This window comes from Bradyrhizobium sp. SZCCT0148 (genome assembly GCF_018129985.1).
GTDB classification, from domain to species: Bacteria; Pseudomonadota; Alphaproteobacteria; order Rhizobiales; family Xanthobacteraceae; genus Bradyrhizobium; species Bradyrhizobium japonicum_H.
Map to the genome: position 1 here is coordinate 1 of NZ_JAFCKT010000008.1, position 25,772 is coordinate 25,772.

27 protein-coding genes and 1 tRNA gene are annotated in these 25,772 nt (G+C 63.8%); 12 read left to right on the forward strand and 16 right to left on the reverse strand.

Annotated features, from left to right (window positions below; genetic code table 11):
* Window positions 1–289: 289 nt before the first annotated feature.
* Window positions 290–1,258 carry an N-carbamoyl-D-amino-acid hydrolase gene (locus JQ580_RS22490; RefSeq protein ID WP_212282393.1) on the reverse strand — a complete coding sequence of 323 codons (969 nt, stop codon included), beginning with the start codon at window positions 1,256–1,258 and terminating at the stop codon, window positions 290–292.
* Window positions 1,259–1,533: 275 nt separating this feature from the next.
* Here JQ580_RS22490 and JQ580_RS22495 point away from each other — a divergent pair, with 275 nt between their 5' ends.
* Complete coding sequence (locus JQ580_RS22495; protein ID WP_212282394.1) at window positions 1,534–1,758, forward strand: hypothetical protein; 225 nt, start codon at window positions 1,534–1,536, stop codon at window positions 1,756–1,758.
* 237 nt (window positions 1,759–1,995) lie between these two features.
* Window positions 1,996–2,322: a hypothetical protein gene (locus tag JQ580_RS22500; protein ID WP_212282395.1), complete on the forward strand. Its 327-nt coding sequence runs from the start codon at window positions 1,996–1,998 to the stop codon at window positions 2,320–2,322.
* Window positions 2,323–2,417: 95 nt separating this feature from the next.
* Here the strand turns inward: JQ580_RS22500 and JQ580_RS22505 are convergent, their stop codons facing one another.
* Window positions 2,418–2,882, reverse strand: a complete 465-nt coding sequence (locus tag JQ580_RS22505) for a fasciclin domain-containing protein (RefSeq protein ID WP_409363225.1) — start codon at window positions 2,880–2,882, stop codon at window positions 2,418–2,420.
* Between the two features lie 302 nt (window positions 2,883–3,184).
* A complete protein-coding gene (locus tag JQ580_RS22510) occupies window positions 3,185–4,042 on the reverse strand; it encodes a LysR family transcriptional regulator (RefSeq protein WP_249134358.1) in 858 nt (285 codons plus the stop codon).
* 96 nt (window positions 4,043–4,138) lie between these two features.
* On the opposite strand from JQ580_RS22510, the gene JQ580_RS22515 reads away from it, so the two are divergent.
* Together JQ580_RS22515 and JQ580_RS22520 are read left to right on the forward strand one after the other, a co-directional pair.
* Window positions 4,139–5,110 (forward strand): sodium-dependent bicarbonate transport family permease, encoded by a 972-nt coding sequence (locus tag JQ580_RS22515; RefSeq protein ID WP_212282397.1) that lies wholly within the window; start codon window positions 4,139–4,141, stop codon window positions 5,108–5,110.
* A gap of 7 nt (window positions 5,111–5,117) precedes the next feature.
* Window positions 5,118–5,429 carry a P-II family nitrogen regulator gene (locus tag JQ580_RS22520; protein ID WP_212282398.1) on the forward strand — a complete coding sequence of 104 codons (312 nt, stop codon included), beginning with the start codon at window positions 5,118–5,120 and terminating at the stop codon, window positions 5,427–5,429.
* Between the two features lie 198 nt (window positions 5,430–5,627).
* On the opposite strand, the gene JQ580_RS22525 is transcribed toward JQ580_RS22520, so the two are convergent.
* The 9 genes from JQ580_RS22525 to JQ580_RS22565 all read right to left on the reverse strand — a co-directional run bounded on the left by JQ580_RS22525 (window position 5,628) and on the right by JQ580_RS22565 (window position 15,098).
* Entirely contained in the window at window positions 5,628–7,031 is a 1,404-nt protein-coding gene (locus JQ580_RS22525; protein ID WP_212282399.1) for an amidase, read from the reverse strand.
* 86 nt (window positions 7,032–7,117) lie between these two features.
* Window positions 7,118–7,879, reverse strand: a complete 762-nt coding sequence (locus JQ580_RS22530) for an SDR family NAD(P)-dependent oxidoreductase (RefSeq protein WP_212282400.1) — start codon at window positions 7,877–7,879, stop codon at window positions 7,118–7,120.
* A gap of 47 nt (window positions 7,880–7,926) precedes the next feature.
* Window positions 7,927–8,652 (reverse strand): ABC transporter ATP-binding protein, encoded by a 726-nt coding sequence (locus JQ580_RS22535; RefSeq protein ID WP_212282401.1) that lies wholly within the window; start codon window positions 8,650–8,652, stop codon window positions 7,927–7,929.
* Window positions 8,642–9,361 (reverse strand): ABC transporter ATP-binding protein, encoded by a 720-nt coding sequence (locus tag JQ580_RS22540; protein ID WP_212282402.1) that lies wholly within the window; start codon window positions 9,359–9,361, stop codon window positions 8,642–8,644. Before JQ580_RS22540 ends, JQ580_RS22535 begins: the two co-directional genes overlap by 11 nt.
* 3 nt (window positions 9,362–9,364) lie before the next feature.
* Entirely contained in the window at window positions 9,365–10,435 is a 1,071-nt protein-coding gene (locus tag JQ580_RS22545) for a branched-chain amino acid ABC transporter permease (protein WP_212282403.1), read from the reverse strand.
* A 12-nt stretch (window positions 10,436–10,447) separates the two neighbouring features.
* Complete coding sequence (locus JQ580_RS22550) at window positions 10,448–11,314, reverse strand: ABC transporter permease subunit (RefSeq protein ID WP_212282404.1); 867 nt, start codon at window positions 11,312–11,314, stop codon at window positions 10,448–10,450.
* 95 nt (window positions 11,315–11,409) lie between these two features.
* Window positions 11,410–12,651, reverse strand: a complete 1,242-nt coding sequence (locus tag JQ580_RS22555) for an urea ABC transporter substrate-binding protein (protein ID WP_409363223.1) — start codon at window positions 12,649–12,651, stop codon at window positions 11,410–11,412.
* A gap of 33 nt (window positions 12,652–12,684) precedes the next feature.
* On the reverse strand, window positions 12,685–13,680 hold the full coding sequence (locus JQ580_RS22560; protein WP_212282405.1) for an acetamidase/formamidase family protein: 996 nt from the start codon (window positions 13,678–13,680) through the stop codon (window positions 12,685–12,687).
* Window positions 13,681–13,697: 17 nt separating this feature from the next.
* On the reverse strand, window positions 13,698–15,098 hold the full coding sequence (locus tag JQ580_RS22565; protein WP_212282406.1) for an amidase: 1,401 nt from the start codon (window positions 15,096–15,098) through the stop codon (window positions 13,698–13,700).
* Window positions 15,099–15,506: 408 nt separating this feature from the next.
* Here JQ580_RS22565 and JQ580_RS22570 point away from each other — a divergent pair, with 408 nt between their 5' ends.
* Together JQ580_RS22570 and JQ580_RS22575 are read left to right on the forward strand one after the other, a co-directional pair.
* Entirely contained in the window at window positions 15,507–16,682 is a 1,176-nt protein-coding gene (locus tag JQ580_RS22570; RefSeq protein ID WP_212282407.1) for a transporter substrate-binding domain-containing protein, read from the forward strand.
* Window positions 16,679–17,266 carry an ANTAR domain-containing response regulator gene (locus JQ580_RS22575; RefSeq protein ID WP_212282408.1) on the forward strand — a complete coding sequence of 196 codons (588 nt, stop codon included), beginning with the start codon at window positions 16,679–16,681 and terminating at the stop codon, window positions 17,264–17,266. Before JQ580_RS22570 ends, JQ580_RS22575 begins: the two co-directional genes overlap by 4 nt.
* A 147-nt stretch (window positions 17,267–17,413) precedes the next feature.
* On the opposite strand, the gene JQ580_RS22580 is transcribed toward JQ580_RS22575, so the two are convergent.
* A complete protein-coding gene (locus tag JQ580_RS22580; RefSeq protein WP_212282409.1) occupies window positions 17,414–18,238 on the reverse strand; it encodes a ribonuclease HII in 825 nt (274 codons plus the stop codon).
* 260 nt (window positions 18,239–18,498) lie between these two features.
* Between JQ580_RS22580 and JQ580_RS22585 the strand changes: the two genes are divergently transcribed.
* Window positions 18,499–19,602 (forward strand): DNA topoisomerase IB, encoded by a 1,104-nt coding sequence (locus JQ580_RS22585; RefSeq protein ID WP_212282410.1) that lies wholly within the window; start codon window positions 18,499–18,501, stop codon window positions 19,600–19,602.
* An 86-nt stretch (window positions 19,603–19,688) separates the two neighbouring features.
* On the opposite strand, the gene JQ580_RS22590 is transcribed toward JQ580_RS22585, so the two are convergent.
* The 3 genes from JQ580_RS22590 to JQ580_RS22600 all read right to left on the reverse strand — a co-directional run bounded on the left by JQ580_RS22590 (window position 19,689) and on the right by JQ580_RS22600 (window position 21,049).
* The gene (locus JQ580_RS22590; RefSeq protein ID WP_212282411.1) at window positions 19,689–20,210 is read right to left on the reverse strand and encodes a DUF1003 domain-containing protein; all 522 of its coding nucleotides are present in this window, start codon (window positions 20,208–20,210) and stop codon (window positions 19,689–19,691) included.
* Window positions 20,210–20,668, reverse strand: a complete 459-nt coding sequence (locus tag JQ580_RS22595; RefSeq protein ID WP_212282412.1) for a low affinity iron permease family protein — start codon at window positions 20,666–20,668, stop codon at window positions 20,210–20,212. Before JQ580_RS22595 ends, JQ580_RS22590 begins: the two co-directional genes overlap by 1 nt.
* A gap of 304 nt (window positions 20,669–20,972) precedes the next feature.
* A tRNA-Pro gene (locus JQ580_RS22600) sits at window positions 20,973–21,049 on the reverse strand.
* A 68-nt stretch (window positions 21,050–21,117) separates the two neighbouring features.
* On the opposite strand from JQ580_RS22600, the gene JQ580_RS22605 reads away from it, so the two are divergent.
* From JQ580_RS22605 to JQ580_RS22625, 5 genes are all read left to right on the forward strand, one after another.
* Window positions 21,118–22,107, forward strand: a complete 990-nt coding sequence (locus JQ580_RS22605) for an L-threonylcarbamoyladenylate synthase (RefSeq protein ID WP_212282413.1) — start codon at window positions 21,118–21,120, stop codon at window positions 22,105–22,107.
* Window positions 22,108–22,187: 80 nt separating this feature from the next.
* On the forward strand, window positions 22,188–23,615 hold the full coding sequence (locus JQ580_RS22610; protein ID WP_212282414.1) for an FAD-binding oxidoreductase: 1,428 nt from the start codon (window positions 22,188–22,190) through the stop codon (window positions 23,613–23,615).
* Window positions 23,612–24,073 carry a GNAT family acetyltransferase gene (locus JQ580_RS22615; RefSeq protein ID WP_212282415.1) on the forward strand — a complete coding sequence of 154 codons (462 nt, stop codon included), beginning with the start codon at window positions 23,612–23,614 and terminating at the stop codon, window positions 24,071–24,073. The genes JQ580_RS22610 and JQ580_RS22615 overlap by 4 nt, the downstream gene beginning before the upstream one ends.
* Before the next feature lie 10 nt (window positions 24,074–24,083).
* The gene (locus JQ580_RS22620) at window positions 24,084–24,665 is read left to right on the forward strand and encodes an NUDIX hydrolase (protein ID WP_212282416.1); all 582 of its coding nucleotides are present in this window, start codon (window positions 24,084–24,086) and stop codon (window positions 24,663–24,665) included.
* Window positions 24,666–24,821: 156 nt separating this feature from the next.
* On the forward strand, window positions 24,822–25,751 hold the full coding sequence (locus JQ580_RS22625) for a glycine reductase (protein WP_212282417.1): 930 nt from the start codon (window positions 24,822–24,824) through the stop codon (window positions 25,749–25,751).
* Window positions 25,752–25,772 lie beyond the last annotated feature (21 nt).

The window sequence follows — 25,772 nt, forward strand, 5'->3', positions numbered from 1 at the left end:
CGCACGTGGCCTCGGGCTCACAGGGACTACCCGCCCTGCCCGCGCCTCTCGTGCCGACGCTGCCGCGTCCACCGCAAGCCCAGCTCGCGAACGTGACGACTTCACGTCGCCCCTCCTGGGTGAGCCGGGATGGGCGACACATACGCCGAAACCGAATTTCGGTAAAGTGGAATATTTTCGCGCACGTGGATTGACAGCGCGCGACACAGGCAAGGGTCTAGCGCGGATGAGCGCAGCGACATCAGGGATCTCGACAGGCACTGTCACGGTATCGCTGCGTTCACCCGGGCTACACGAGTGACCGCTTCGGCGGCACCGCCGTTCCATCCGCCATCGTCGTCACGCCCTTACGTTCCACGATCATCCCGTAAGCGTGTGGCTGGCGGTGAACGTCGAAATTGAAGGTGGTGCGCTTGTAGGAGTTGCAGAGGTCGAGATCGCAGCGCGCCAGGGCGATCTCGTCGCCCTTGGTCGTGCATCTCGCGATGATCTCGCCCGAGGGCGCGATGACGCAGCTGCCGCCGATGTGGTCGACGCCCTCCTCGACGCCGGCCTTGGCGACGCCGACCACGAAGGTGCCGTTCTGATAAGCGCCGGCCTGCATCACCAGATGGTTGTGGAACAGCGAGAGATCGTCATGCTCGGGCGCGGGCGGATTGTGCACCGGCGTGTTGTACCCGATCATCACCATCTCGGCCCCCTGCAGGCCCAAGACACGGTAGGTCTCGCTCCAGCGGCGGTCATTGCAGATCGCCATACCCATCACGCCGCCGAAGGCATCGACGACGCCGAAGCCGTTGCCCGGCTCGAAATAGCGCTTTTCCAGATGCTGAAATTTCCGCCAGGGCTCGTGCTCGGCATGGCCGGGCAGGTGAACCTTGCGATATCGGGCGACGATCGCGCCGCTCTTGTCGACCAGAATGGACGTGTTGTAGCGCCGGACAATTCCATCCTCGACCGCCAGCTCGGCATAGCCGAGACAGAAGCCGACCCCGAGCTCGCGCGCGAGATCGAAGAGGGCTCGCGTCTCCGGCCCCGGCATCTCGCGCTCGAAGAAACTGTCGATCTCCGCCTGATCTTCGAAATACCAGCGCGGAAAAAACGTCGTCAGTGCGAGCTCGGGATACACGATCAGGTCGCAGCCGCACGCCTTCGCCTCGCGCATCAAAGCCAACAGGCGGGTCACGACTTCGGTCCTGCTCTCGGTCCTGGCGATGGGGCCGAGCTGGCCGGCCGCGATGGTCACAAATCTCGTCACGCCTGATTCCTTCGTTTTCGGAGTGCGTCGGGCCCGAGCCTATCGAGCAGCGCCACGCACGCACAGGCCACCTCGGCCCGCCATCCTGCTGAGGCCCAATCAAATTCCATGCCTGCGGGTATTATCGTGCGGCGCCGCGCAATGGCTCGCGACACATCCAGGGACTTCGTTGCCAATCTGCAACGGTTCCCCACGATCTGAAGCCGGACAAAACAAACTCCCATTCCGGCCACGAACCGCTCTCACAAGGCCGTGAGACTAGCAGGGGAACGACGATGCGTGCACAACGCGTTTGGAAAGTGAATGGGGACGCCAGCATCGGGCAGCTCCAGTCGAGACTGGACGATCTGAACAAGCGTCTCGGTCAGCTTGAAAGCCAGCATCCGGATAGCTGGAGGCTGGAAGAACTGAGAGCGAGTGCGCTCAACCTGTCGCGCGAGATCGACGACATCCGCTGCGCCGAGGCGACGGCGGCCTTGAGCGAGTTGCTACGGAAGTAGAAGGCGCCCGCCGACTCGCAACGCGCGAAGGAACCAAGTTCCGCCGCCGCCATTGCCCATGCAGAGCATGGAGCATGATCATGACCAGGCACCTGACGCGAGCCGATCTCGTGCGCGGCGTGGCCGGCGCGGTGTCCACGCTGGTCCTGTGCGCGACGGCAGCTTTCGCTTTTGCGCGCCACTTTGCGTTATGAGACTTTGGCGTTGTGAAGAAGTTGGCGCAGTGAGGAATTTGGCATGACGTCCGACCCCGAAGAGCAGGTGCGGCTGCAAGGCTATGGCGAGATGACGCTGCGCACGGCCGTGACCACGCTGATGTTGCTGGCGCCGCGCGACCGCTCCGGGACCGCAATCTACCGCGTCCGCGACGATGTGCGTCTGGCGCAAAGCGAGATCGCCGAGCTCGCGTCACACTGGGGCATCGAGCCTTCAGGTGATTTGCGATCACAGGGGCGATCCTCCGAGCAGCACTGGCCGGACATCGTGCGCCGCATGGTACGCGACGCCCCGCTGCCGGCGTTGATGGTGGCGTTCATGGCGGGCGTCCTGGTGGCGCGACGGTAAGCCCCTTCGCGCGAGCGGCGGCATCCGCAGCGCAGCAAGCGGTCAGGCACGACACCCGGCCGCCGTAGCGGCCAGGTGCGCGGTCAAGGACCGTCCTAGTGGTGCATCTTCTTCGCGCGCGCCGGCGGCAGCAGCACCGTATCGATGACGTGAATGACACCGTTGGACGCTTCGATGTCCGGCTGGATGACGCGCGCATCGTTGACGCGGACGCCGAGGCTTCCGTCGACGGCGACGGTCTGCCCCTGAACGGTCGCCACATTGAGCGACTTGCCGGCGACATCGGCGGCCTTCACGCGCCCCGGAACGACGTGATACTTCAGAATTGCCGCGAGCTTGGACTTGTTTTTCAACAGCGATTCAACCGTTCCGGGCGGCAACTTGGCGAAGGCCGCGTCGTTAGGCGCAAACACCGTGAACGGGCCCTTGCCCTTGAGCGTCTTCACGAGACCGGCGGCTTTCACGGCCGTCACCAGCGTGGTGAACGAACCGGCGGAAACCGCGGTGTCCACGATGTCGGCGGCGCGCGCGACGGAAGGACCAAGCAGGCCGGCGACCATGGCCGCTCCGGCCACGAACGAGCGAATTGCGGGCGTCATCAAATTCTCCAGGTGTGTTTCATGCATGCCGAGCGATGGGTGCACGCGATACCGCGCATCCATCGTCCGATCAGTTACGATCGACTCCCACGAAACGAAGGGCCGCGACGGCTGGATCACCGGCCGGTTCAAATATCCACCTGGGTCGGATTGTCTCGGCGAGGCAACGGCTCGGAAAGCCGCGGTCATCGCCGTACCCGCGTCGTCGAGCCGCGCCGCGGTGCCGTGCGAATTCAGGCTCTTGACGGTGCCTCGGGACGGATTCAGCTCAGGGTCTTGATCACGAAGTCCTTGAGCCGCTGCGCGGGCAGCGGGAGACGGTCGCGCTCCAGAATCGCGATCTCCGTGTCCTTGAGGTCAGGCATCGGCTTTCCGTCCACGACGTGAAGATCGGGAGGTACCATGTCCTTGGGAAGCACCGTGACGCCAAGCCGGGCGCGGACGGCGGCGAGCGTTCCGGCCAGCGATCCGCAGGTGTAGGCGACCCGCCACGATCGCTTGGCACGATCGAGCGCCTCGGTTGCGCGTTTCCGGTAGACGCAGGGTTTTGGCGAGACTGCCAGCGGCAGGACGCCTTGTCTGAGATCGACACCACCCGTCACCCAGACCAGCGGCTCGCGCCACACCCGCGTGCCGTGGATCTCAATCGACCGCTCGCGCTTGATCAGCGCCAGATCGAAGGCACCCTTGCGAAAGCGCTCGATGAGATTCATCGTCAGATCGCAGGTCACTTCGAGGTCGACCTGAGGATAGGCGTGGGCAAACCGGGCGAGTACGTCGGGAAGATGGCGGGTCGCGAAATCCTCGGGCGCACCAAGGCGAACGAGGCCACGCATCGCAGGCTCCCGGATGCGCGCAACCATTTCGTCATTCAGATCCAGCATGCGCCGCGCATATTCGAAGAACGTGTCGCCTTCCGCGGTCAACGCGACCGCTTGCGGCGACCTTTCGAGCAGCTTGCCACCGACCAATTGCTCGAGCCGGCGGATCTGCAGGGATATCGTCGACTGCTGCAATCCGAGCGCCTGCGCGGCGCGCGTGAAGTTGCCCAGCGAAACGATCGTCACGAAGGACCGGATGAGGTCGATATCGAGGTTCAGGCGCGAACGGGGCATCATCATTGCCTTTTTCAATGATGACCCTTGATACAATCAATTTTGTCAAATGCCAGCGAAAAGCTATGCAGCCACCACTCTTTCCAGCCCGATGGAGGTCCCTTGCTCGCGCTCGCCGTCCAAAATCTCGTGTCACCTGCGGTGCTGTTCTTCGGCATGGGTCTCGGCGCCTCGCTTGGCCGCTCAGACCTCTCCGTGCCGGAGGCAATTGCACGCTTTCTCTCGCTCTATCTCCTGATCTCGATCGGCTTCAGGGGCGGTGCGGAAGTCGCCCATCAGGGCGTGACGTCGGAGCTGGCGCTGGCCATCGTGGCCGGCATCGTGTTGTCGGCCGGCTTGCCGTTCATCGCCTACGCCTTGCTGCGCTACGGTGCGGGGCTGGACCACGTCAACGCTGCCGCCGTGGCCGGTCACTATGGATCGATATCGGCCGTGACGTTCGTTGCCATCACGGGCGCGCTCACCCAGCTCGCGCTGCCCTATGACGGTTACATGATCGCGGTCGCGGCCGCGATGGAGACGCCGGCGATCTTCACGGCGCTCGTGATCGCGCGCAGCGGGCAAGGCCGCGCAAAAGGCGAATTGTCCGGAAATTTCCTGCGCGAGATCGCACTGAACGGCTCGATCGTTGCCCTGCTCGGCGCCTTTGTGGTCGGTTGCATCACGGGTGAGCGCGGCATGAGTTCGCTCAAGCCTTTCCTGCTGGATGCATTCCCCGGCTTCCTCTGCGTCTTCCTGCTCGACATGGGCCTGATCGCCGGGCGTGGACTGCGGGACGGCTGGAGATCGCTCTCTCCCGCCGTGGCAGGGTTTGCCTGGGTGATGCCGCTCATCGGCGCAGCCTTCGCGGCACTGTTCGCCTGGCTCATCGGCCTATCGGCAGGCAGCACCGCGATCCTGATGACGCTCGGGGCATCGGCTTCCTACATCGCGGTCCCGGCCGCGATGCGGCTTGCCCTGCCCGCGGCGAACCCGGCCATCGCTCTGACGCTTTCGCTCGGCCTGACATTTCCATTCAACCTGATCGTCGGCATCCCGCTCTACATTGCTGCCGCTCAGATGATCGCGCGATGAGGACAGCATGCAGATGTTTGCCAAGAAGCGGATTGAAATCCTGATCGAACGGGCTGTGCTGAAGCGACTGACCGACGAACTCGAGCGCACGGGCGTGAGTGGCTACTCCGTGGCTCCGCTCGCCGGCGGGCGCGGCCGAGCCGGTCGATGGGAAGCGGACGGCCAGATCGGCGATGCCGCCGGGATGTTCGCACTATGGTGTATCGTCGATGCGGCCCGGCTGGACGATTTGCTGCAGGTCGTCTTCGCCATCGTTGCCCGGCAGGTGGGCCTCGTTTCCGTCAGCGACGTTCAGGTGGTGCGGCCGGAGCGATTCTGAGCCTGCCGACCTCGCGTGGCCATGAGGCAGAGCCGTGCCGTCGAGAGGATTGATTCACCAGGAGCATACTCGGTCAACTCGTCGGCCCCGAGAAGAATGGCTCGAGATCGATGCAGCCCGAGGACTGGTCCCAGACAGATGCCGTTGAGCAATCCTCCAGCGGATCTTCGCATGTCCAATATCGATCCGTGACTCCGTTCAATCGATGGGCGCGCGCCGGGTATGCCAGTCCGTTACCGACTGGAAGGCATGACCAGCGCGGGCAAGCACATCTTCGGACAGATGGGGGCCGACCAGCTGCATGCTGAGCGGCAGGCCGTCCGACGCCATGCCGTTCGGCAGCGTGATCGTCGGGCTGCCGGAGAAGTCGAACACCGCGGTGAAGCGCAGGATACTGAGCAGCACACTCGGGTCGGCGCCGTATTCGCCCATCTTGGTCAGCGTCGGGATCGGCACGGGCATGGTGGGAATCAGCAGCAGGTCGACGTCACCGAACAGCGCGGAGAGGCCGCCGCAGAACTTCAGGCGCTCATGATGGATCTGCGCGATCTCGAGGCCGCTCATTGACCTGCCCTGCTCGATCAGTTGCGCCAGATCGGGGCCGTATTCCGACTTTCGAGACGGATAGGTCTCGAGATGCGCTTCCGCGGTTTCGATCGAGCACATCGGGATCCACATGCTGACAAGCTTCTCGTAGGCCGGAAATCTGACCTCGCGGATATCGGCCCCCAGCGCCGCAAGTGTCCGCTCGGCCTCCAGCAGCGCGGCGACCACCTGCGGATCGATCCCATCCTGGGTATAGCTGCGGTCCACGCCGATCCGCAGGCCTCGAACGCCGCCTCCGATCCCGGCCAGATAGTTCGGCACCGGCGCCTGCAGCGCCGTCGGGTCATTGACATCCGCTCCCGCGATCACGCCGAGCATGGCGGCCGCATCGGCTGCGCTCCGGCACATCGGCCCGACATGGTCGAGCGAGTCCGCCAGCGGAAAGACGCCGTGACGGCTCACGCGTCCCCAGGTCGGCTTGATCCCTGTCAGCCCGCAGGTCGCGGACGGAAACCGGATCGAGCCACCCGTGTCGCTGCCGATCGAACCGAAGCAGAGCCCAGCCGAGGTCGCCACGCCCGATCCGCTGGAGGAGGAGCCGACCCAGTAGTCGACATTCCAGGGATTGAGCGGCGCCTGATCGTTCGGATGATGGCTGGTATACGCCCCCTCGGTCATCTTCAGCTTGCCAAGCGTGACGGCGCCAGCGAGTTCGAGCCGATCCACGATCGTCGCATTGAACGATGGTACAAACCTGGCGTGGATCGTGGTGCCGCCCGCCGTCGGCGCGAAGGTGGTGTAACAGAGATCCTTCAGCCCGATCGGCACGCCGTGCAGCGGCCCGCGCCAGATCCCTTTCGCGAGCTCGGCGTCACAAACCTTCGCCCGAGCCATGGCGCGCTCGGCAAGGACGAGGGCGTAGCCATGAAATCTGCCGTCGAGCTTCTCGATCCGGCTCAGCATGGCCTCCGTCACCTTCGACGGCAGCAGCTCACCCCGGCGGAACAGCTCGGAAAGTTCGGTGATCGACTTGTAGTGGATTGGATCTGCTGACATCTGACAGCCCTGTTGTTGTCGGAAACGGCTTCACCAACCGGCGCCCCAACGGGCGCGGTCTGGTGACTGCGCGGCTCGCGATGCGCCTAGAACTGCACGCCGCGCGTGAGCGCGCCATCGACCACGAGGTTGGTCCCCGTGATGAAGCTTGCAGCCCTGCTTGCAAGAAACACCGCACCGTTCGCCATTTCCTGCGGCGTGCCCATGCGGCCGGTCGGGTTCAGCGCAAGCGCACTCTTGTACAGCTCGGGATTGCCGTCCTTGATCTGGTGCCAGACCCCACCCTCGAAATAGGTGTTGCCGGGCGAGACCGAGTTGGCCCGGATGCCTTTTCCGGCAAGCTGGAATGCGAGCCCTTGGGTGTAGTGGATGATCGCGGCCTTGAACGTGCCATAGGGGCCGCTGGCGAAATCGACCTCGCGGCCCGACACGCTGGAAATGGTGACGATCGCGGCGGCCTCGCTCTTCTCCAGATATGGCATCGCCGCGTTGACCAACCGCACAGTGCCCATCATGTCAGTGGAGAACTCCTTCTCCCAGCTCTCCTCGTCCTGCCCGATCGACAATGCGCTGACATTGGCGACGACAATGTCGATGCCGCCGAGCTTTGAGGCCATATCCTCCACCCAGGCCTTCAGTGCCGGGCCGTTGGAGACGTCGACCGAGCTGCCGAACGCGGCGACGCCCTTCGCCTTGATCGCGGTGACCGCGCTGTCGACATCGGCCTGGTGACGCGCGCAGATGCCGACATTGGCGCCCTCGGCCGCGAACGTGTCGGCGATCGCCCTGCCGATGCCCTTGGTGCTGCCGGTGACGAGAACCCTTGCTCCCTTGAGTCCTAGATCCATGTCCATTCCCTCCCTATCGACGACTTGAAAAAATCCGATGCTCTGGTTCAGAGCAGGAGCTGCTCGCGAACATTGTCCTCGTTGACCTCGCCGCCCGCCAGCGACCGCGTGATCTTGCCCTTCTCCATGATGTAGCAGCGCTCGGCGATTGCCAGGATCGTGTCGAGGTTCTGCTCGACGAAAATGATGGTGGTTCCGAGCTCGTTGCGGAACGACTGCAGCGCCTCGCAGATGTGCTGGACGATCGACGGCTGGATGCCCTCGGACGGCTCGTCCAGGATCATGAGTGACGGATTGCCGATCAGCGCCCGGCCGATGGCGAGCTGCTGCTGCTCGCCGCCCGACATGGTGCCGGCGGCCTGCCGGCGGCGTTCCTTCAGTCGCGGAAAATACTCGTAGACCAGCTCCGGCAGCTTCTTGCCGCCGGGGCCGCCGATCAGCTCTCCGACCTGAAGATTTTCCTCGACGGTCATCTGCGGAAACACGTCGCGCCCTTGCGGGATGTAGCCGAAGCCGGCCCGCGCCCGTGCATCGGCCTCCAGCGCGGTGACATCCTGCTCCATGAAACGGATCGTGCCGCGCCACGTCTGCAGCAGGCCGATCAGGCATCGCATCAGGGTCGATTTCCCGACACCATTGCGGCCGATCACGCCGACGATCTCGGCTCGCGCGACCGACATGGTGACACCCTGCAGGATGGGCGTCGCGCCATATCCGGCCCATAATTCCGATACGTCCAAGATCCGGTCTGCAGAAGCGGGCTTAGTGAGCATGGGTCTTACCGAGATAGATTTCCGCGACCTTCTCGTCTTGCAAGATGCTTTCGAGATCGCCGCGCGCGAAGATTTTGCCGAGATGCAGCACCGTGACGCGCTGGGCGACCTGGCGGACGAAGGCCATGTCATGCTCCACGACGAGCACGGTCATGCCTTCGGCATTGAACGACTTGATCAGCTCGCCGGTCTTGAAGGTTTCCTCTGGCGACATGCCGGCCGTCGGCTCGTCCAGCAGCAGAAGCTGCGGCTTCAGCGCCAGCGCCATCCCGATCTCGAGCCATTGCTGCTGGCCATGCGACAGCGCGCCCGCGAGCTTGTCGCTGTCCGGTGCGAGGTTGAACAGCGTCAGCAGCCGGTCTTCCTCTGCGATACGTTCCGCGCCGGACAATCGTTCCTGGAGGGCAGTCTGGATGTTCTGCCGGACCGGCAACTCCTTGAACACGCTCGGTGCTTGCATCTTGATGCTCATGCCCCTCTGCACGCGCGCATAGGGACGCTCCTTGGTGATGTCGACGGTGTCGAACAGGATGCTGCCCTCGGTCGGGGGGTAGAGACCCACGATCAGCTTGAACAGCGTGCTCTTGCCGGCGCCATTGGGACCGATCAGGCAGTGGATCTCACCGGCGTTGACCGTGAGGTCGACGCCGGAGACCGCGGTCAATCCGCCGAACCGTTTGGATACGCCTTTGACTTCGACCAGCGCCATTGATCAGGACTCTTCCGACTGCAAGCGACCGGCCTCCGCGACGACGTCACCGTCACCGCGACGTCGTCCGCGCAACCAGTCCGCAACAAGCTTGCCGATGCCGAGCACGAAACCCTGCGGCGCCAGCATCACCGTGGCGAGCAGCAGCGCCCCCATCAGCACGAGCGCCGCCTGCTGGCTGTAGACGGTGATGGTCTGAAAGCCGAACAGGAGAAGGAACGAACCGATCAGCGTCGCAGTCAGATCGCTGCGCCCGGAGAAAGCGACCCATACGATCGGCATCGCGGCAGCCGGCAGGCCGATGCTGGATGGCGTGATGAACTGCCCCCAGGACGTGTACAGCGCGCCGCTCAGCCCGGCGAGGCCGCTGCCGATCACGAAGGTCAGCAGCTGATATTTACGGACGTCATAGCCCAGCATTTCCGCGCGCTGCGGATTTTCGCGCGTCGCCACGATGACGTTGCCGATCCCCGAATTCACCAGCATCCGCAGCGCGAGATAGACGATCACGATCAGCGCGACCATGACGTAGTAGAGCGCCGATCCCTCGATGTAGAAGTCACCCACCGTCAGCGGATCCATGCCCTTCATGCCGTTGAAGCCGTTCAGCCGGGCGGGACCGATATGCCATTCCGGCCCGGCCGTCTGGCCGAGGAAGAAGGCCAGCACCAGCGTTGCGGACAGCGTCACGATGCCGAAGAAGATGCCGTTGATGCCGCCCCAGATCATGAAGTAGCCGAGGATGCCCGCCGCCATCATCGCGAGCACCACGGAGAGCACGAGCGCGGCGATCGTCGCGGTGCCGCCGCCCATGTTGATCGCGAGCACGCCGTATCCGTAACCGGCAATGCCGAAGAACAGAGTCTGGCCGAACGAGAGCATCCCGCCATAGCCCCACATCAGGCAGAGGCCGAGCGCCATGAAGATCCAGATCAGGAAGTAGGCGAAATTGCCGACATCGTATGAGTCCGCAAAAAGCGGGTAGGCCAGCGCGCCCGCGAGCACGACGAGGAAGCAGGCCCAGAACATCCTGCCCCGTCCGAGCGTTTGTGGGCCTTCCAGCAGCTTGAACATTAACGTTTCCTCCTAGCGCCCACGACGAACCAGCACGCTGGAGAGACCTTCGGGCAGCACGCGGATGATCAGGATGACGGCCACCAGCATGCCGATCTGCCCGATGATCTGGCCGTAGCTCGCGTTCAGCGCCATCCGGATCATCGCCAGGAACACCGCCGCCGGCGCCGTTCCGAGCAGCACGTTGGCGCCGCCGATCACGACGGTGACGAAACTCTCGACCACGAACGTCGCCCCCATGGTCGGAATCAGCGTCATGGTCGGCGCGTACAGCGCCCCGCAAAGCCCGGCGAGGCCGGTGCCGATCCCGAAGCTGATGGCATAGATACGGCCGGTGCGCGCGCCGAGCGCCTTCGCCATCGCGGCGTTCTGCATGGTGGCGCGGGCGATCACGCCGAACCGCGTCTTCATGAAGATGACGTAGAGACCGGCGAGGACAGCCACCGCGCAACCGAACAGCACGAGGCGATAGGTCGAGAACGTGTAGCCACCGACCGCAAAACTTCCCTCGGGCGTACCGATGCCGCGCACGGCGGAGCCGACGATCAAGAGCATCGATTGCGTCACGATGAGGCTGAGTCCCCAGGTCGCGAGCAGCGAATCCAGCGGCCGCTTGTAAAAGCGCCGCACGACCAGGAACTCGACGAGGACCCCGATGAGACCCGCCGTCACCGCGGCCAGGATCTGTGCGATCGGGAGCGGCACGCCGAGATTCACGAGGCCAACGGTGACATAGGCGCCGCACATGATGAACTCGCCATGCGCCATGTTGATGACGCCCATCATGCCGAACACGATGGCAAGACCCGCCGCAGAGAGAATGAGGAACGCGAACACATCGGCGAACTGGTAGAATACCGAGAACACTTCAGCCGACATCTTGGCACCCCCACCGCTCCCGGCGCCGCGTCGTTGCGGCGCCGGTCTTGTTCGAGAACGAGAGATTCAACACGAGCAAGATCCGTGCCCGAACATCACGACTTCTTGGGAAGATGGCTCGGCGTGTACTGATCCTTGTCGTTCTTCTTGGTCAGATCGCAGCCGATCTCGCCGAGCCAGTAGGGCTGGATCGTGCCGTAGTCCTTCTCGACCTTCACCTCGTGCTTTGGCCCAACCGAAATCAGGCGCATGCGGTGAGACGTGTGCTGGCTCTTGGGATCGATGCAGACCTTGCCTTCGGGAGCATCGATACACGCATCGCCGGTGGCGATGACCTTGCGCATGTCCTCGAGCTTGATCGACTTCGCCTTCTCGACAAGCGCCTTGTACATGTAGAGCGCGTTATAGGCGTTGTACCCCATGTCGTTGATGTAGAGCTCGTCGGGGAATTTCGCGTGCCATCGCTTCTTGAACTCGTTGGCCTCGGGCGTGTCGATCTCCTCGAACCAGTTCGCGGTCGCGTGCATGTTGTTGAGCGCCGGCGGCTTGAACCGCTTGTGCTCGAAGCCGAGCATGACCTTGATCGACGAGCCCATCGGCAGGTTGAGGTTGGCCGCGGCCGCCTGTTCGAAGAATGAATCCTGGGCGGCGCCGACATTGATCGTCAGCAGCCAGTCCGGCTTCGCCTTCTGGATGTTCTGGATGGTTTGCGCGAACTGCGACACCCCCAGCGGGATGAACTCCTCGCCGACGACCTCGCCGCCGAGGTCCTTCATGATCTTGCGGTTCCACTCCGCCGAGATCTGACCGAAATTGTAATCGGCGGCGATGACATAGACCTTCTTGCCGAACTTCTCGACCATCCACGGAATCAATGTCGAGAACTGCTGCTCGGGCACCGCGCCCATGCTGATCATGCTGGCGTCGCAGACGCCGCCCTCGTACTGGTTGGTGTAGAAGTAAGGCGTCGTGGTGCGGTCGACGATTGGACGCAGCGCCTCACGCGAAGCGGAGGTGATGCCGCCGATCAGCACATCGACCTTGTCACGATTGAGCAGACGCCGGCCGAACTCCTGGTAGCGCGCGTTGTCGCCCTGCGGATCGAGGTGGATGAGCTCGATCTGCCGTCCCAGGATGCCGCCGCTCTTGTTGATCTCCTCGACGGCGAGTTGCGAACCGTGCAGCTTCGGCATGCCCATGAAGGCAAGATCACCCGACACGTCCTCGAGCAGACCGACCTTCAGCGGCGGCTCGGCCGCCCGGGCAACACTCATCGACGCCGCCGTACCGAGCATGGCGCCGAGCAAAACCATCCGTAGTTTGAGTCCCGAATTCATCGTGATGTCCCCTCTATTGAAAGCGGCTGGATGTCATGGCTTGAGGTAATTCTTCAGGATCGACGCTCCCATGGTGTATTTGGGGTCGACCATGTTGCCGAGGCGCATGCGGCCGGCCTGGCTGAGCAGCATGTAGGCGTCGATCTCGTCGAAACCGTAGTCGGCCGCCATCCACCGGACGAGCTCGCGATAGGCGATGCGCGCCGCGTCTTCGAGCGGACGCGCACTTCCGATCGTCATGATGAAGTCCTTGGTTTCGAGCCGGGGCCAGGCGAAGCTCCAGTTCTTGATCAGGTCGACCTGCAGCGTGACGGTCGCGCGCTGCTCCAGCGCCACGCCGGAAAGCTCGCCGTCGCCTTGCGTTGCGTGGCAATCGCCGACGTAGAGCATCCCGCCGTCGGTATGGACCGGGAAGTAGATGATGGCGCCCGGCGCGACGTCGGGTAGATCCATGTTGCCGCCGTGATAGTCCGGCTGCAGCGAGGAGATCGCCTCGATCTCCGGCGAGACCCCGATGGTGCCGATGAACGGCTCGTAGGGCAGCGTCAGCCTGTCGTTCCAGCGCACGCCGTTCCGGTCGACATGCACCTTCTTCACGCGTTCCGGCAGCGGCGGATTGAGCAGAGCGGTCGAGCCGGTTCCGACCAGCCCGCCGAACTCCGGAATGATGCAGGTCGTGCCGGCCGGCTGCTCGCCCCGGGTCTCGACGTCGCGGATGTAGATCGCAAGGCAATCGCCCTTCTTGGCGCCATTCACCGCGATCGGCCCGCATTGCGGGTTGAGATAAGGGAAGTTGAGCTTGGCGGTGGGGCTGTCCGTGTCCTTGGTCAGCACGCCGCCGAAGGCATCCTCTGTCTCGACGACGACCACCCCGCCCGGATCAATCGACAAGGTCGGCTTTGCATAGGGACCGTAGACGTAGTGGAATCCGCCCTGCTGCTCGATCGTCAGACCATGCGTCGCGCCCGCCGCGCCCTTGGCGACGGCACGCTTGGCCATGATGGATGTGTTCAACCAGTCTTCGGACATGTGATCGACTCCTCGGGTCAGATCGCGGGATGACGCTTGTGCCAGTCGGTAACGCGCTGAAACGCATCGCCTGCGCGAACGAGGGAGGCCTCGTCGAAATGACGGCCGACGAACTGGAAGCCGACCGGCCCCCCATTTGCCGCGAAGCCGCCGGGCAATGTCACGGTCGGACTTCCCGTCATGTCGAACGGGCATGTGAAGCGGAGCAGGCCTCCGATCAGCGAGGCGTCCTCGCCCAGCGCCGCCATCTTGGCGAGCGTGGGCGCCGCGAACGCCTGGGCCGGGACGGCGATGAGATCGACCGTCTCGAACAGCAGACGCACTGCGCCGCGAAACGCTTCGCGTCGAAGCACGATCTTCTGATAGTCCATGCCGGACTGCTGCCGGCCGAGATCGAGCAGACCTGCGAGTGCCGGGCCATACTCGTCCTTGCGCGCCGGATAGGTCTCCTCGTGCGCTACCGCGACTTCGATGCCGCAGAGCGGGAACCAGTCGTCGATGATCGCCTTGGGATCGGGAAACGTGATTTCCTTGATCGTCGCGCCGAGTTCGGCCGCGACACGCAAGCCCTCGGCCAGCACCTTGCCGGCATCGCCGTCGGTGCCCTCGCTGGTCCAGCGCCGATCGACGCCGATTGTCAGGCCGCGCAGATTTCCGGTCAGCCCGGCGAGATAGTCGGGCACGGTCAGCGATACCGACGTCGTATCTTTGGGGTCCTGCCCCGCGATCACGCCGAGGATGGCACCGCAATCGACCGCGCTTCGCGCCATCGGACCGATGTGGTCCAGCGTCGCCGCGAGCTCGAACGCGCCGTAGCGACTGACCCGTCCCCAGGTCGGCTTGAGTCCGGTGACGCCATTGGCCGCGGACGGAAAGCGGATCGACCCGCCCGTATCCGTGCCGAGCGAACCGAAACATAGACCCGCCGCGGTGGCGACGCCGGAACCGCTGGACGATGCGCCGGGCCACAGATCCGCGTTCCACGGATTCTTCGGCGGATCGATCTTGGGGTGATGATCGGCGTAAGCGCCCTCGGTCTGCTGCAGCTTGCCGAGGATGATCGCGCCGGCGTCCTTCAGTCGCGCAACCACCGTTGCGTCCTCGGTCGGACGGAAGTCGCGATGGATCGTCATGCCATGCGCCGCTGGCGCGCCCTTGGCCCAGCAGAGATCCTTGACCGCCACCGGCACACCGTGCAGCGGCCCCCTGATCTTGCCGGACGCGATCTCCTTTTCGGCCACGGCGGCGTCGGCAAGCGCCGAGTCGGCCATCACATAGGCAAAGCTCTTGAGCTTGCCGTCGAGCTTCTCGATCCGCCCGAGCATCGCCTTCGTCGCTTCGGTCGGCGACAGCTCCTTGGCCTGGATCTTTCGTCCGACGTCGACGAGCCCGAGATAGTGGAGATCCGTTTCCGCCATCGCTTTTCATCCTCCCGCTCACCTGACACACCGCCGTCCCGCGCATGCGCCATCGTTCTGGCGACGCGGACGCATCGCCAGCTTCTTCGGCGGCAAACGAAAAAAGCCACCCGTCCCTCCCGAATGAGGTGACGAATGGCTCAAATGCCGCGGCTATGATCTGTCGCTTTAGGGTCCGTGATCGAACGAAGCACTTAGTGCAAGGAACTGGACGTCATCGGCCAGATCGGCGCACGCGAGGTTCGACAGGTCGCCCTGTAGGAGAAAAGTCTAAGTAACTGCCTATCGCGTTGTCAACGATGCTGTCTGCCTAAATTTCGAGAGTGCTGCGCAGCAAATCGGCAAGCCACTTGCGCTGTGATCGGCGAAGATGATTTCATTCTCGCTTTACGCGATCGAAAGCCGTCAATGACAAAGCCGCCTGTGCCCGTTGGCATCGTCTGCTCGCAATCCGGGCCTTATCAAGCCATGGGACGCGAGATCCTCAAGAGCGCGATGATGGCGGTCGACGAGATCAACAGCCAGGCGGAGTTCGACTTCGCGATTGCGCCTCATGTTCGCGATCCTCGTGGCATCGTCTCCGAATATCACGCCGTCTGCGACGACCTCATTCGCAATGTCGGCGTCGCGCACATCATCGGCTGTTACACCTCAGCCTCGCGCAAGCAGGTGCTTCCCATCGTGGAGCGTACCGATCGCCTGCTCTGGTATCCCGCCCGCTATGAAGGCTTCGAGTGCTCCGACAACGTGATCTATGTCGGCGCCTCGCCCAATCACAACGTGCTGCCGCTGGTCCGCTACGTGCTCGACAACCTGTCGCGGGAGATCTTTTGCGTCGGCTCCAACTACGTGTGGACATGGGAGACCAATCGCGTCACCCGTGAACTGGTCAGTGCGGCAGATGGCCACATCATCGCCGAGCGGCTGCTCGAGCTCGGCGAGAGTGCCGTCGGTCATATCGTCGACGAGATCGTTCGCCGCAAGCCGCCCATCGTGTTCAATACGCTGGTCGGAAGCTCGAGCTACGACTTCATCCGCGCATTTCACGCCGGTACCAAGGCTGCCGGGCTGAAGATTCCCATGCTGAGCTGCAGCCTGTGCGAGCCGGAACTGGCGATCGTCGGGCCGGCATCGGCCGGCTGCATCACCTCATCGGCCTATTTCGAGAGCATCCACCTGCCGGAGAACCGCGCCTTCGTTGCGCGCTGGAAGGCGCGCTATGGCGAGGACAGCAGCCCCTCCGTCGACGGGCAATCCGCCTACGTCGCAGTCTATCTGCTGGCGCGCGCGCTGCAGCGCGCGGGCACGTCCGACATTGCCGAGGTGCGGCGCGCCGCGGCCGGATATCGCTACAATTCGCCGCAAGGACCGGTGTGGATCGACGGCGGCAACAATCATTGTGTCCTTACACCGCGGCTTGCCGTATCCAATCCGCGAGGACAGTTTGATATCTTCTGGGAAGCCGACGCGCCTGTTAAGCCTGATCCTTACCTGACGCAGCTCGACGTTGCCGTCAGTCCGTCGAAAGAAACCGCGGCGGGCGGCGCATTGCCGACTGCGCCGCATTTGCGGGTTGTAAAATGAGCAGACCGTCTTCATTTTCGCTACGCGGACGCAAGGCGCTCGTCGCCATCAAGGACGAACGCGACGCAACCATCGTGCGGCGCCAATTCGAACGTCTCGGGATCGAGGGGGTTGCATGGACGCCGGCGGAGGCCGTTGGCTTCGCACCGGACCTGTCGCTGATCGACGACGAGTTCCTGCCCCTGCTGCAACCGGCGCAACGCGCGTTCCTGGCGCAATCGCCTGTGATCGCCCTGGTCGGAACCGAGACGCCAAGCCGCCTCAAGCTGGTGTTCGAACTCGATCCGGCCTCGTTCCTGATCAAGCCGTTGCGTTCGGCCGGCATTTACGCAGCGCTCGTCATGGCATTCGAGCGCAACGAGCGCACCAGCGAGCTGAAGCAACAGATTCTCAAGCTCGAACAGCGCCTGCGGTCACGCCGTGTCGTGCTCGCCGCAGTTCTCCAGGTGATGCATTCGCATGCGCTTGCTGAACCTGCCGCCTTTGCGCTGATCCGAAAAGCCGCCATGGAGCAACGCAAGACGATCGAAGAGCTTTCGGCAGAGATCACGGCAAGAGGCACCCTCCCGCGCGCAACGGGTTAGGTCGCCTTCAGCTGCGGGCGAGTGTGGCAGGAATTCCTAAGCTGCTTCGACACTTTGCCGTCTGCATCGTCAATTGGGGAGATAAGGCGAGCACGCGCATCGCACAGCCCTTGATGAGCTATCAACCAATTGCCCCCAAGTCGGCAGTCAGCTGGCGACGCGCTCGGATGCCGAAGGCCACGGCGGCAGGGGCGGCAATCCAAGAACCTTGCGTACCGGCCCGAATGAACGCCGGTGTACCGCGCAAGCGCCCAACTTTGCGAGCGCCTCATAGTGAGCCGGCACCGGGTACCCCTTGTGATTCGCGAAGCCGTAGCCGGGATAATGCGCGTCGAGCGTCCGCATGACCTTGTCGCGCTCGACTTTCGCGAGGATGGAGGCGGCGGCGATGCTGGCGGACTTGGCGTCACCCTTGATGATGGCCTGCTGAGGGATGTCGATATCTTTCAGCCGCTTCGCATCGACGAGCAAGTGCTGCGGCGTCACCCCCAACCCCCGCACCGCGCGCTGCATAGCCTGGATGCCTGCCCAGTAGATGTTGATCGCGTCGATCTCCTCGACCTCGACGAACGCCACACACCAACACTCTGCCTTTTCCTTGATCTCCTTGGCGAGTTCTTCGCGAGCCGCGGCGTCCAGCTTTTTGGAGTCGTCGATACCGACTATCCGTGTGCCGGGCTTGAGAATCACGGCGCCAGCGGAGACCGGCCCGGCGAGCGGGCTCATTCCGGCCTCGTCGACGCCTGCCACGGCATGATCGCCACTTTCCCAAAGCGAGGCCTCGAAGCGGAGCATCTTGCGGAGGCGCTGTCCTTCGGATCGATTTTCGAAGCGCCTTCTATCAATTGAAGCCAGGATGGCACGGACTCCCGCGCGGGTGTCGGCCCGCAAGATCTGCTCAACGCTGGCCTCGAGCGGTCTTTTCTCGACGACATAGCGCTGACGCAACACATCAAGTGAATACTGGGACATCGCGGCCTTCGCAAAGAATTGCGGAGGAGCCTGTCGATCAACTTTGTGGCGATTGTCTGAAGTTGAGCTGCACCGCCATCATCGCCTGCGTAGCGACCTGTCGAGAGGAACCACCGGCTCTCAGCGAGGGTCCTGATATTCCGCGCAGCCACTGTGCCCGCCCTTCGCGTCCGCCAAGCTCGGATCGGAACCAAAAGCTGCCTTAGTCCCTTAGACAGAGCGGAGCCTCGATCCCAGGGTGCTTCCGATGGATAGGCCCCATGCTCAGACAGACAAGCAACGAAGAACAGGTTCTGGACCGCACCGCCGAAGTGGCGGCCACCATTGCGGAAGAGGGGCTTCGGTACGTCAGCGATTCCGCGCCCGGGTACACGCGCAAGCGGACCGGAACCACCTTCAGCTACTACGATAAGGAGGGCAAGCGCATCGCCGACGCCGCAATTATCCGGCGTATCAAATCAATCGGCATCCCCCCGGCCTATGAATCCGTGTGGATCTGTCCTTCACCGAACGGCCACATCCAGGCAACCGGGCTCGATGCGCGGGGTCGCAAGCAGTATCGCTACCATCCGAAGTGGCGGGAACTTCGCGATCAGAACAAGTATGAGCATATCATCCAGTTCGCGGCCGCCCTGCCCGCCCTGCGGGAGCGGGTCGCTGCCGACATGAAGCGGGATGGACTGCCCCGCGAGAAGGTGCTGGCCACGATCGTCAGTCTTCTGGAGAAGACACTGATCCGGGTCGGAAACGTCGAATATGCCGAGAAGAACAAGTCCTACGGGCTCACCACCATGCGCCGCAAGCACGTCGCGGTCGGGCGCGGCGTTCTGCGGTTCGACTTCACGGGCAAGTCGGGCAAGCAATGGAAGCTTCGTGTCGAGGACAAGCGGATAGCCGCGATCGTGAAGCGTTGCGCGGAGATCCCCGGACACGAGCTCTTCAAGTATCTGGAGAACGACGGCCAGCCGCGTACCGTCGACTCCGGTGACGTCAACGCCTACATCAAGGACATTACGGGCGAGGACTTCAGTGCCAAGGATTTTCGCACGTGGGCAGGGACGGTTCTAGCAGCGTTGGCGCTTGCCGAATTCAAGAAATATGACAGCCAGGCCGAGGCGAAGCGCAATGTCGTGGCGGCGATCGAGAGCGTCTCGAAGCAGCTCGGCAACACGCCGGCCATCTGCCGCAAGTGCTACGTGCACCCGGAAGTCCTCGACGCCTACATGTCCGGCGACCTCGTGAAGATGATCGAAGCCAAGATCGCCCAGAAGTTCAAGCGCCAGTACGCCAAGCTCACGTCCGACGAGATCATGGTGCTGGCATTTCTCCGAAAGCGTCTCGATTCTCTGAAAGCCCCCGCCTAGCCGCCAGCGCGCATGCTGCAAGGGTGCAACTCGATTCCGGCGAGCCGCCGGACCGCTTCCGCCTACGGCTCCAATTCCGCACGCGCTTACTGCTTTGCGGCTTCGTCCTGGCGATCTCTCAAGTCTTGCGCTATCTGATCAACCGGCGTCTCGCTTGCAAGCTCATCAGGCCTGCTATTTTCGGCGTCCTCCACATCCAGTTTCTTCGCAATGCGCTGCAATATCCGCAACGACTGGGTCGCCTCCTTCTCTGCAAGCAGATTGATCTGCAGCTCCAGATGGTCGCGCCGTTCGAGAGTCCGGTCGATCAGACTTTGGCGGATCAGCACGCAGGAGGTCAGAAGGACTGCTTCGACCGCGAGGATCGTCGCGAGCAGCGGGAACGGATATTCGTCGAAGGCATAATGCGGGAAAAAACGGCTGAAGATGATCCAGCCGAGCACGAATGCACATTGAAGAACGATAAATTGAATGGTGCCGGCGAACCAGCCGATCCAATGAAACAGCCGATGATGAACCGCTAGAGTTTTCTCATCCTGCTTTTCAAGCCGAAGAATTGCGTCGATGCTTTGGGCGGCGGGCTTCTCTGACCGAGTGCCCGCTTGCATCAGGTTGCGACCTTTTCTGCGGCCCGTCGCGCCGATCTCCGCGTCTTGTCGACGGTCTTGTCGGCCGATTTTTCAGCGCGCGCCCTCGCCTCGCATTTGTCGCGTAGATCTTCGATCTCGTCGTGTGTCAGATGTTCAATGCCGACGAGTGAATTGCGGGCCGCGCCGACCCGGATCAATTCGTCCAGCTTGACCTGAATTGCGGCGCTGTCGCGGTTTTGAGAATTTTGGATGAGAAACACCATCAGGAACGTGACGATCGTCGTTCCTGTGTTGATCACCAGCTGCCACGTATCAGAGAACCCAAAGAGCGGTCCGCTTACGGCCCAACCGATGACGATGCCGGCGGCCATGATGAACGTCGAAGCCCTGCCCGCCGCCAGCGAGGTTTTGTTGGCGAGTTCGCCGAAAAACTTCGAGACCCCGGATGGTTCTTCGGCTTTTGCTTTGCTCTTCATGCGTGTCGCCCTTGCGCCAGACGCCGGGATAAACCGGCATTGCGCCCTAAGTTCCATCGCCAGGGAACGCCGCCGTCGGAGCCTTCGTGCGCGAGGTCAATAAAGGGCACACCAAAAAGCGGGACTGGAGAAGGCCACGCCGTCAAGCGGGGCTGAAGGGGCGTGTATGATGGCGACCCATGCCGTCCCATTACGGCGACATGGCTGCGTCCCGCGACCTCAAACGGTGCGTGCATTTTGCGTGCTGATGGGGCAGAAAAGCCTGGTCTGGAACTGCCGTGAGGCGAGCAAACCATTGAAATCTTGGTCGGAGTGGCAGGATTCGAACCTGCGACCCCTGCGTCCCGAACGCAGTGCTCTACCGGGCTGAGCCACACTCCGACAAGAGGCCGGCTTATAGCGTCGGGTTTGGCGCACCGCAAGCGGCCGAGCTGAGGAATTTTATCCCTGTGAAAACGGGTCTTGAAACGCTGATTTTACCGGCCGGTGCGGCCGGCGCCGAGGCTGCCGCCCGCACGCTGGTCGCCGGCGGGCTGGTCGCGTTTCCGACCGAGACCGTCTACGGGCTGGGGGCGGATGCGGCGAATGCCGCCGCGATCGCCCATCTCTATGCCGCCAAGGGGCGGCCGGCCTTCAATCCGCTGATTGCCCATGTCCCGGACATCGCGGCCGCACGCCGGATCGGGCGGTTCGACGCCCGCGCGTTGAGGCTCGCGGACGCGTTCTGGCCGGGGCCGTTGACGCTGGTGGTGCCGAAGACGGACAACTGCCCGGTGGCGGATCTCGCCACCGCCGGCCTCGACACGGTCGCGATTCGCATCCCCGCCCACCAGGTTGCGCAGGCGATCCTGCGCGCCTTCGGCGGAGCTGTGGTGGCGCCGTCCGCCAACATCTCCGGCCACGTCTCGCCGACGCTGGCGGCCCATGTCGAGAACGACTTATCGGGCCGGATCGACCTGATCGTGGACGGCGGGCCCGTTAAGGTCGGCGTCGAATCGACCATCGTCGGCTGCCTCGACGCACCGATGCTGCTTCGCCCCGGCGGGCTGTCGCGCGAGCGCATCGAGGCGGTGCTGGGTGCGCCCCTGGCGCGCCCGCCACTGGAGGCCGAAAGCTGCGACAGCCAGCCGCTGGCGCCGGGCATGCTGGCCTCGCATTACGCGCCGCGCGCCCAGGTGCGACTTGGTGCGCAGGACGTTGCGGCTGACGAAGCGCTGCTGGCGTTCGGACCGGCGCGCCTTCCCGGCGTCGACGGCGCCGTCGCCGTCATGAATTTGTCGCCCACCGCTGATCTCGATGAAGCCGCCGCCAATCTGTTCGGCTATCTTCGCAGCCTCGATGCGAAGAGCCCGCGGGCGATTGCGGTGATGGCGATCCCGGAGGAAGGACTTGGCGAAGCGATCAACGACCGGCTGCGCCGGGCCGCGGTGGTGCGATAACGCACGATCCGGACAAGTGTGCAGCGGTTTTCCGAAAAGATCATGCGCAAAGAGTAAGAAGCTTGAGAAGAGACACGGCAATGAACATCAATCAATCCGCCACGCCTCCGCTCGCGCCCGAGCTGATCGACCAATTCCGCAAGATCGTCGGCGAGCGCCACGCGATCACCGATGCAGCCGATATCGAGCCATACGTCACCGAGGAGCGCAATCTGTTCCACGGCCGCTCGCCGCTGGTGCTGCGTCCGGGCTCGACCGCAGAAGTTTCCGAAATCTGCAAGCTCGCCTCCGCGCACAAGATCGCGCTGGTGCCGCAGGGCGGCAACACCGGGCTGGTCGGCGGCCAGACCCCGCACAATGGCGAGGTGGTGGTGTCGCTACGGCGGCTCGACAAGATCCGCGAGGTCGACACCGCCTCCAACACCATGACGTGTGAGGCGGGCGTGGTGCTGCAGGTTGCGCAGCAGAGGGCGTCCGAGGTCGACCGTCTGTTTCCGCTGTCGCTCGGTGCCGAGGGCAGCTGCACCCTCGGCGGCAATCTCTCCACCAATGCCGGCGGCACCGCCGCGCTCGCTTATGGCGTCGCGCGCGAGATGGCGCTGGGGCTGGAAGTGGTGCTCGCCGACGGGCGCGTGCTCAACACGCTCTCGAAGCTGAAGAAGGACAACACCGGCTACAATCTGCACAATCTCTTCATCGGCGCCGAAGGCACGCTCGGCATCATCACGGCGGCGACCCTGAAACTGTTTCCGAAGCCGCGGGCGATCGAGACGGCCTATGTCGGGCTGAAATCGCCGGAGGCGGCACTGAAGCTGCTCGCGATCGCACAGAGCGAGGCCGCCAATTTGCTGACGAGCTTCGAGCTGCTGTCGGAGATGGCAGTCGATTTCTCGGTGCGCCACGCCATCGACGTGCGCGATCCGCTCGCACAGAAGCATCCCTGGTACGTGCTGATGGAATTGTCCTCGCCCGGCGACGACGCCCGCACGCCGCTGGAGACGATCCTCGGACGTGCCATGGAGGCGGAGATCGTCGACGATGCGGTGATCGCGGCCAACCTCACCCAGCGCAACGGATTCTGGAAATTGCGCGAGGAGATGTCGTGGGCGCAGAAGCCCGAGGGCGGCTCGATCAAGCACGACATCTCGGTGCCGATCGCCGCGGTGCCCGCGTTCATCGACGAGGCCAACGCCGCGGTGGTGAAGCTGATCCCGGGCGCGCGACCGGTGCCGTTCGGCCACCTCGGCGACGGCAATCTGCATTACAATGTCAGCCAGCCGATCGGAGCCGACACCGCCGATTATCTGGCGCGCTGGCACGAGGTGAACGCCGTGGTGTTCGAGATCGTGCTGCGCATGGGCGGCTCGATCTCCGCCGAGCACGGCATCGGCGTGCTCAAGCGCGACGAACTGCCCGAGGTCAAGGACAAGACCGCGATCGAGCTGATGCGCGCGATCAAGGCGATGCTCGACCCGCTCGGCATCATGAATCCGGGCAAGGTGCTGTGAGCGCGTCGGTCTCGCCTGCTCCACTCGCAATCGACGCCATCACTGACGCCGATGTCGAGACCGTCGTCGCGCTGTGGCAGCGCTGCGGCCTGACGCGTCCGTGGAACGATCCCCATGCCGACATCGCGCTGGCGCGGCGGCGCGACAATTCCACCGTGCTGATCGGCCGCGACGCCGGCGCCGTCGTGGCGACCGTGATGGTCGGCCATGATGGCCACCGCGGCTGGGTCTATTACGTCGCGGTCGACCACGAGGGCCGCAAGCGCGGCCATGGCCGCGTCATGATGGCCGCGGCCGAGGACTGGCTGCGCGCCGCCGGAATTGCGAAGCTGCAGCTCCTGGTCCGCCGCGAGAATGCGCAGGCTAACGCGTTCTACCAGTCGCTGGGGTTCGACGAATCCACCTCGGTGATGTTCCAGAAGTGGCTCGACGGGCGGGACACCACGCCAAGCAACTGAGATCAGGCAAATGACCATTTCCGACCGCGTCCGCATCAAGGACGTCCGCGTGCTTTCGGACGGCTGGACCACGCTGAAGACCACCACGTTCGAGTACCGGCGCGCCAGCGGCGAGTGGCAGACGCAGCACCGGGAAACCTATGAGCGCGACAACGCCGCGGCCGTGCTGCCGTATAATCGCGCCGGGCGGACCGTGATCCTGGTGCGCCAGTTCCGCCTCCCGGCATTTGTCCGCGGCTATGACGATCTGCTGATCGAAGCGGCGGCAGGCGTGCTTGACGACGCGGAGCCCGAGGTGCGGATCCGCGCCGAGGCGGAGGAGGAGACCGGCTATCGCCTGCATCATGTGGAGAAAGTGTTCGAGGCCTTCATGAGCCCGGGCGCGATCACGGAGAAGCTGCATTTCTTCGTCGCCGAATACGAACCTTCGATGCGCGTCAGCGACGGCGGCGGCCTCGAGCACGAGGGCGAGGACATCGAGGTGCTGGAGCTCTCGATCGACGAGGCCCTGGCGATGGTCGCAGACGGGAGGATTATCGACGCCAAGGCGATCATGCTGCTGCAATATGCAGCCCTGCATATTTTCCGGTAGGGGCTTCCCTCGTCGCAAGCGGGGGGCAAAGGAGCGCACCTGCCGCGTGGCGAGCCATGGCGCAATGCAATTCAGGCCTGCGTCCTCCGCCCCCCGGTTGAGAAACCCCGAAACTATCTCTAGTCTGTCGCCAACCAAGAACCAGGAGACGCGCCCATGTCCACGCCGCGCGACGACGAATTCGGCTTTGCGCCCGACTACGATGCCCCCGTCCCCTATATGCAGCGCACCCGCGACTATTACGCTGCGATCGGCTACACCACGCCGTATCGCTGGGCGCATTACACCGAGGCGCCGTTCCAGCCGCTGAAGAGGCCGCTGGCAAAGTCCCGCGTGACGATCATCACCACGGCAGCACCCTACGATCCCGCCAAGGGCGACCAGGGGCCGGGCGCAGCGTACAATGGCGGCGCGAAGTTCTACCAGGTCTATGACGGCGACACCTCGAAAGAGCACGATCTGCGCATCTCGCACATCGGCTACGACCGCAAGCACACCTCGGCGACCGACAACGGCACCTGGTTTCCGCTGCCGCAGCTTCTGAAGGCGTCCGCCGCCGGCCGCATCGGCGAGGTCGCGCCGCGCTTCTTCGGCGCGCCGACCAATCGCAGCCATCGCGTCACGCTGGACACCGACGCGCCGGAAATTCTTGCGCGCTGCCTCGCGGACAAGGTCGACGTCGCGGTGCTGGTGCCGAACTGCCCGGTCTGCCACCAGACCACCGCGCTGGTGGCGCGGCATCTCGAGCGGAACGGCATCCCGACCGTGATCATGGGCTGTGCCAAGGACATCATCGAGCACGCCGCCGTGCCGCGCTTTCTGTTCTCGGACTTCCCGCTCGGCAATTCCGCCGGCAAGCCGCACGACGTCACCTCGCAGGCCCAGACGCTCGAACTGGCGCTCAAGCTGCTTGAAAGCGCGAGCGGCCCGCAGACCACGATGCAATCGCCGCTGCGCTGGAGCGAGGACGCCTCCTGGAAGCTCGACTACAACAACGTCGCGCAGCTTTCGCCGGAAGAGCTGGCACGCCGCCGCGCCGAATTCGACAAGCAGAAGGAGATCGCGCGCGGCAACCGCGCCGCCTGACGTCCTCCGATAACGAAAACA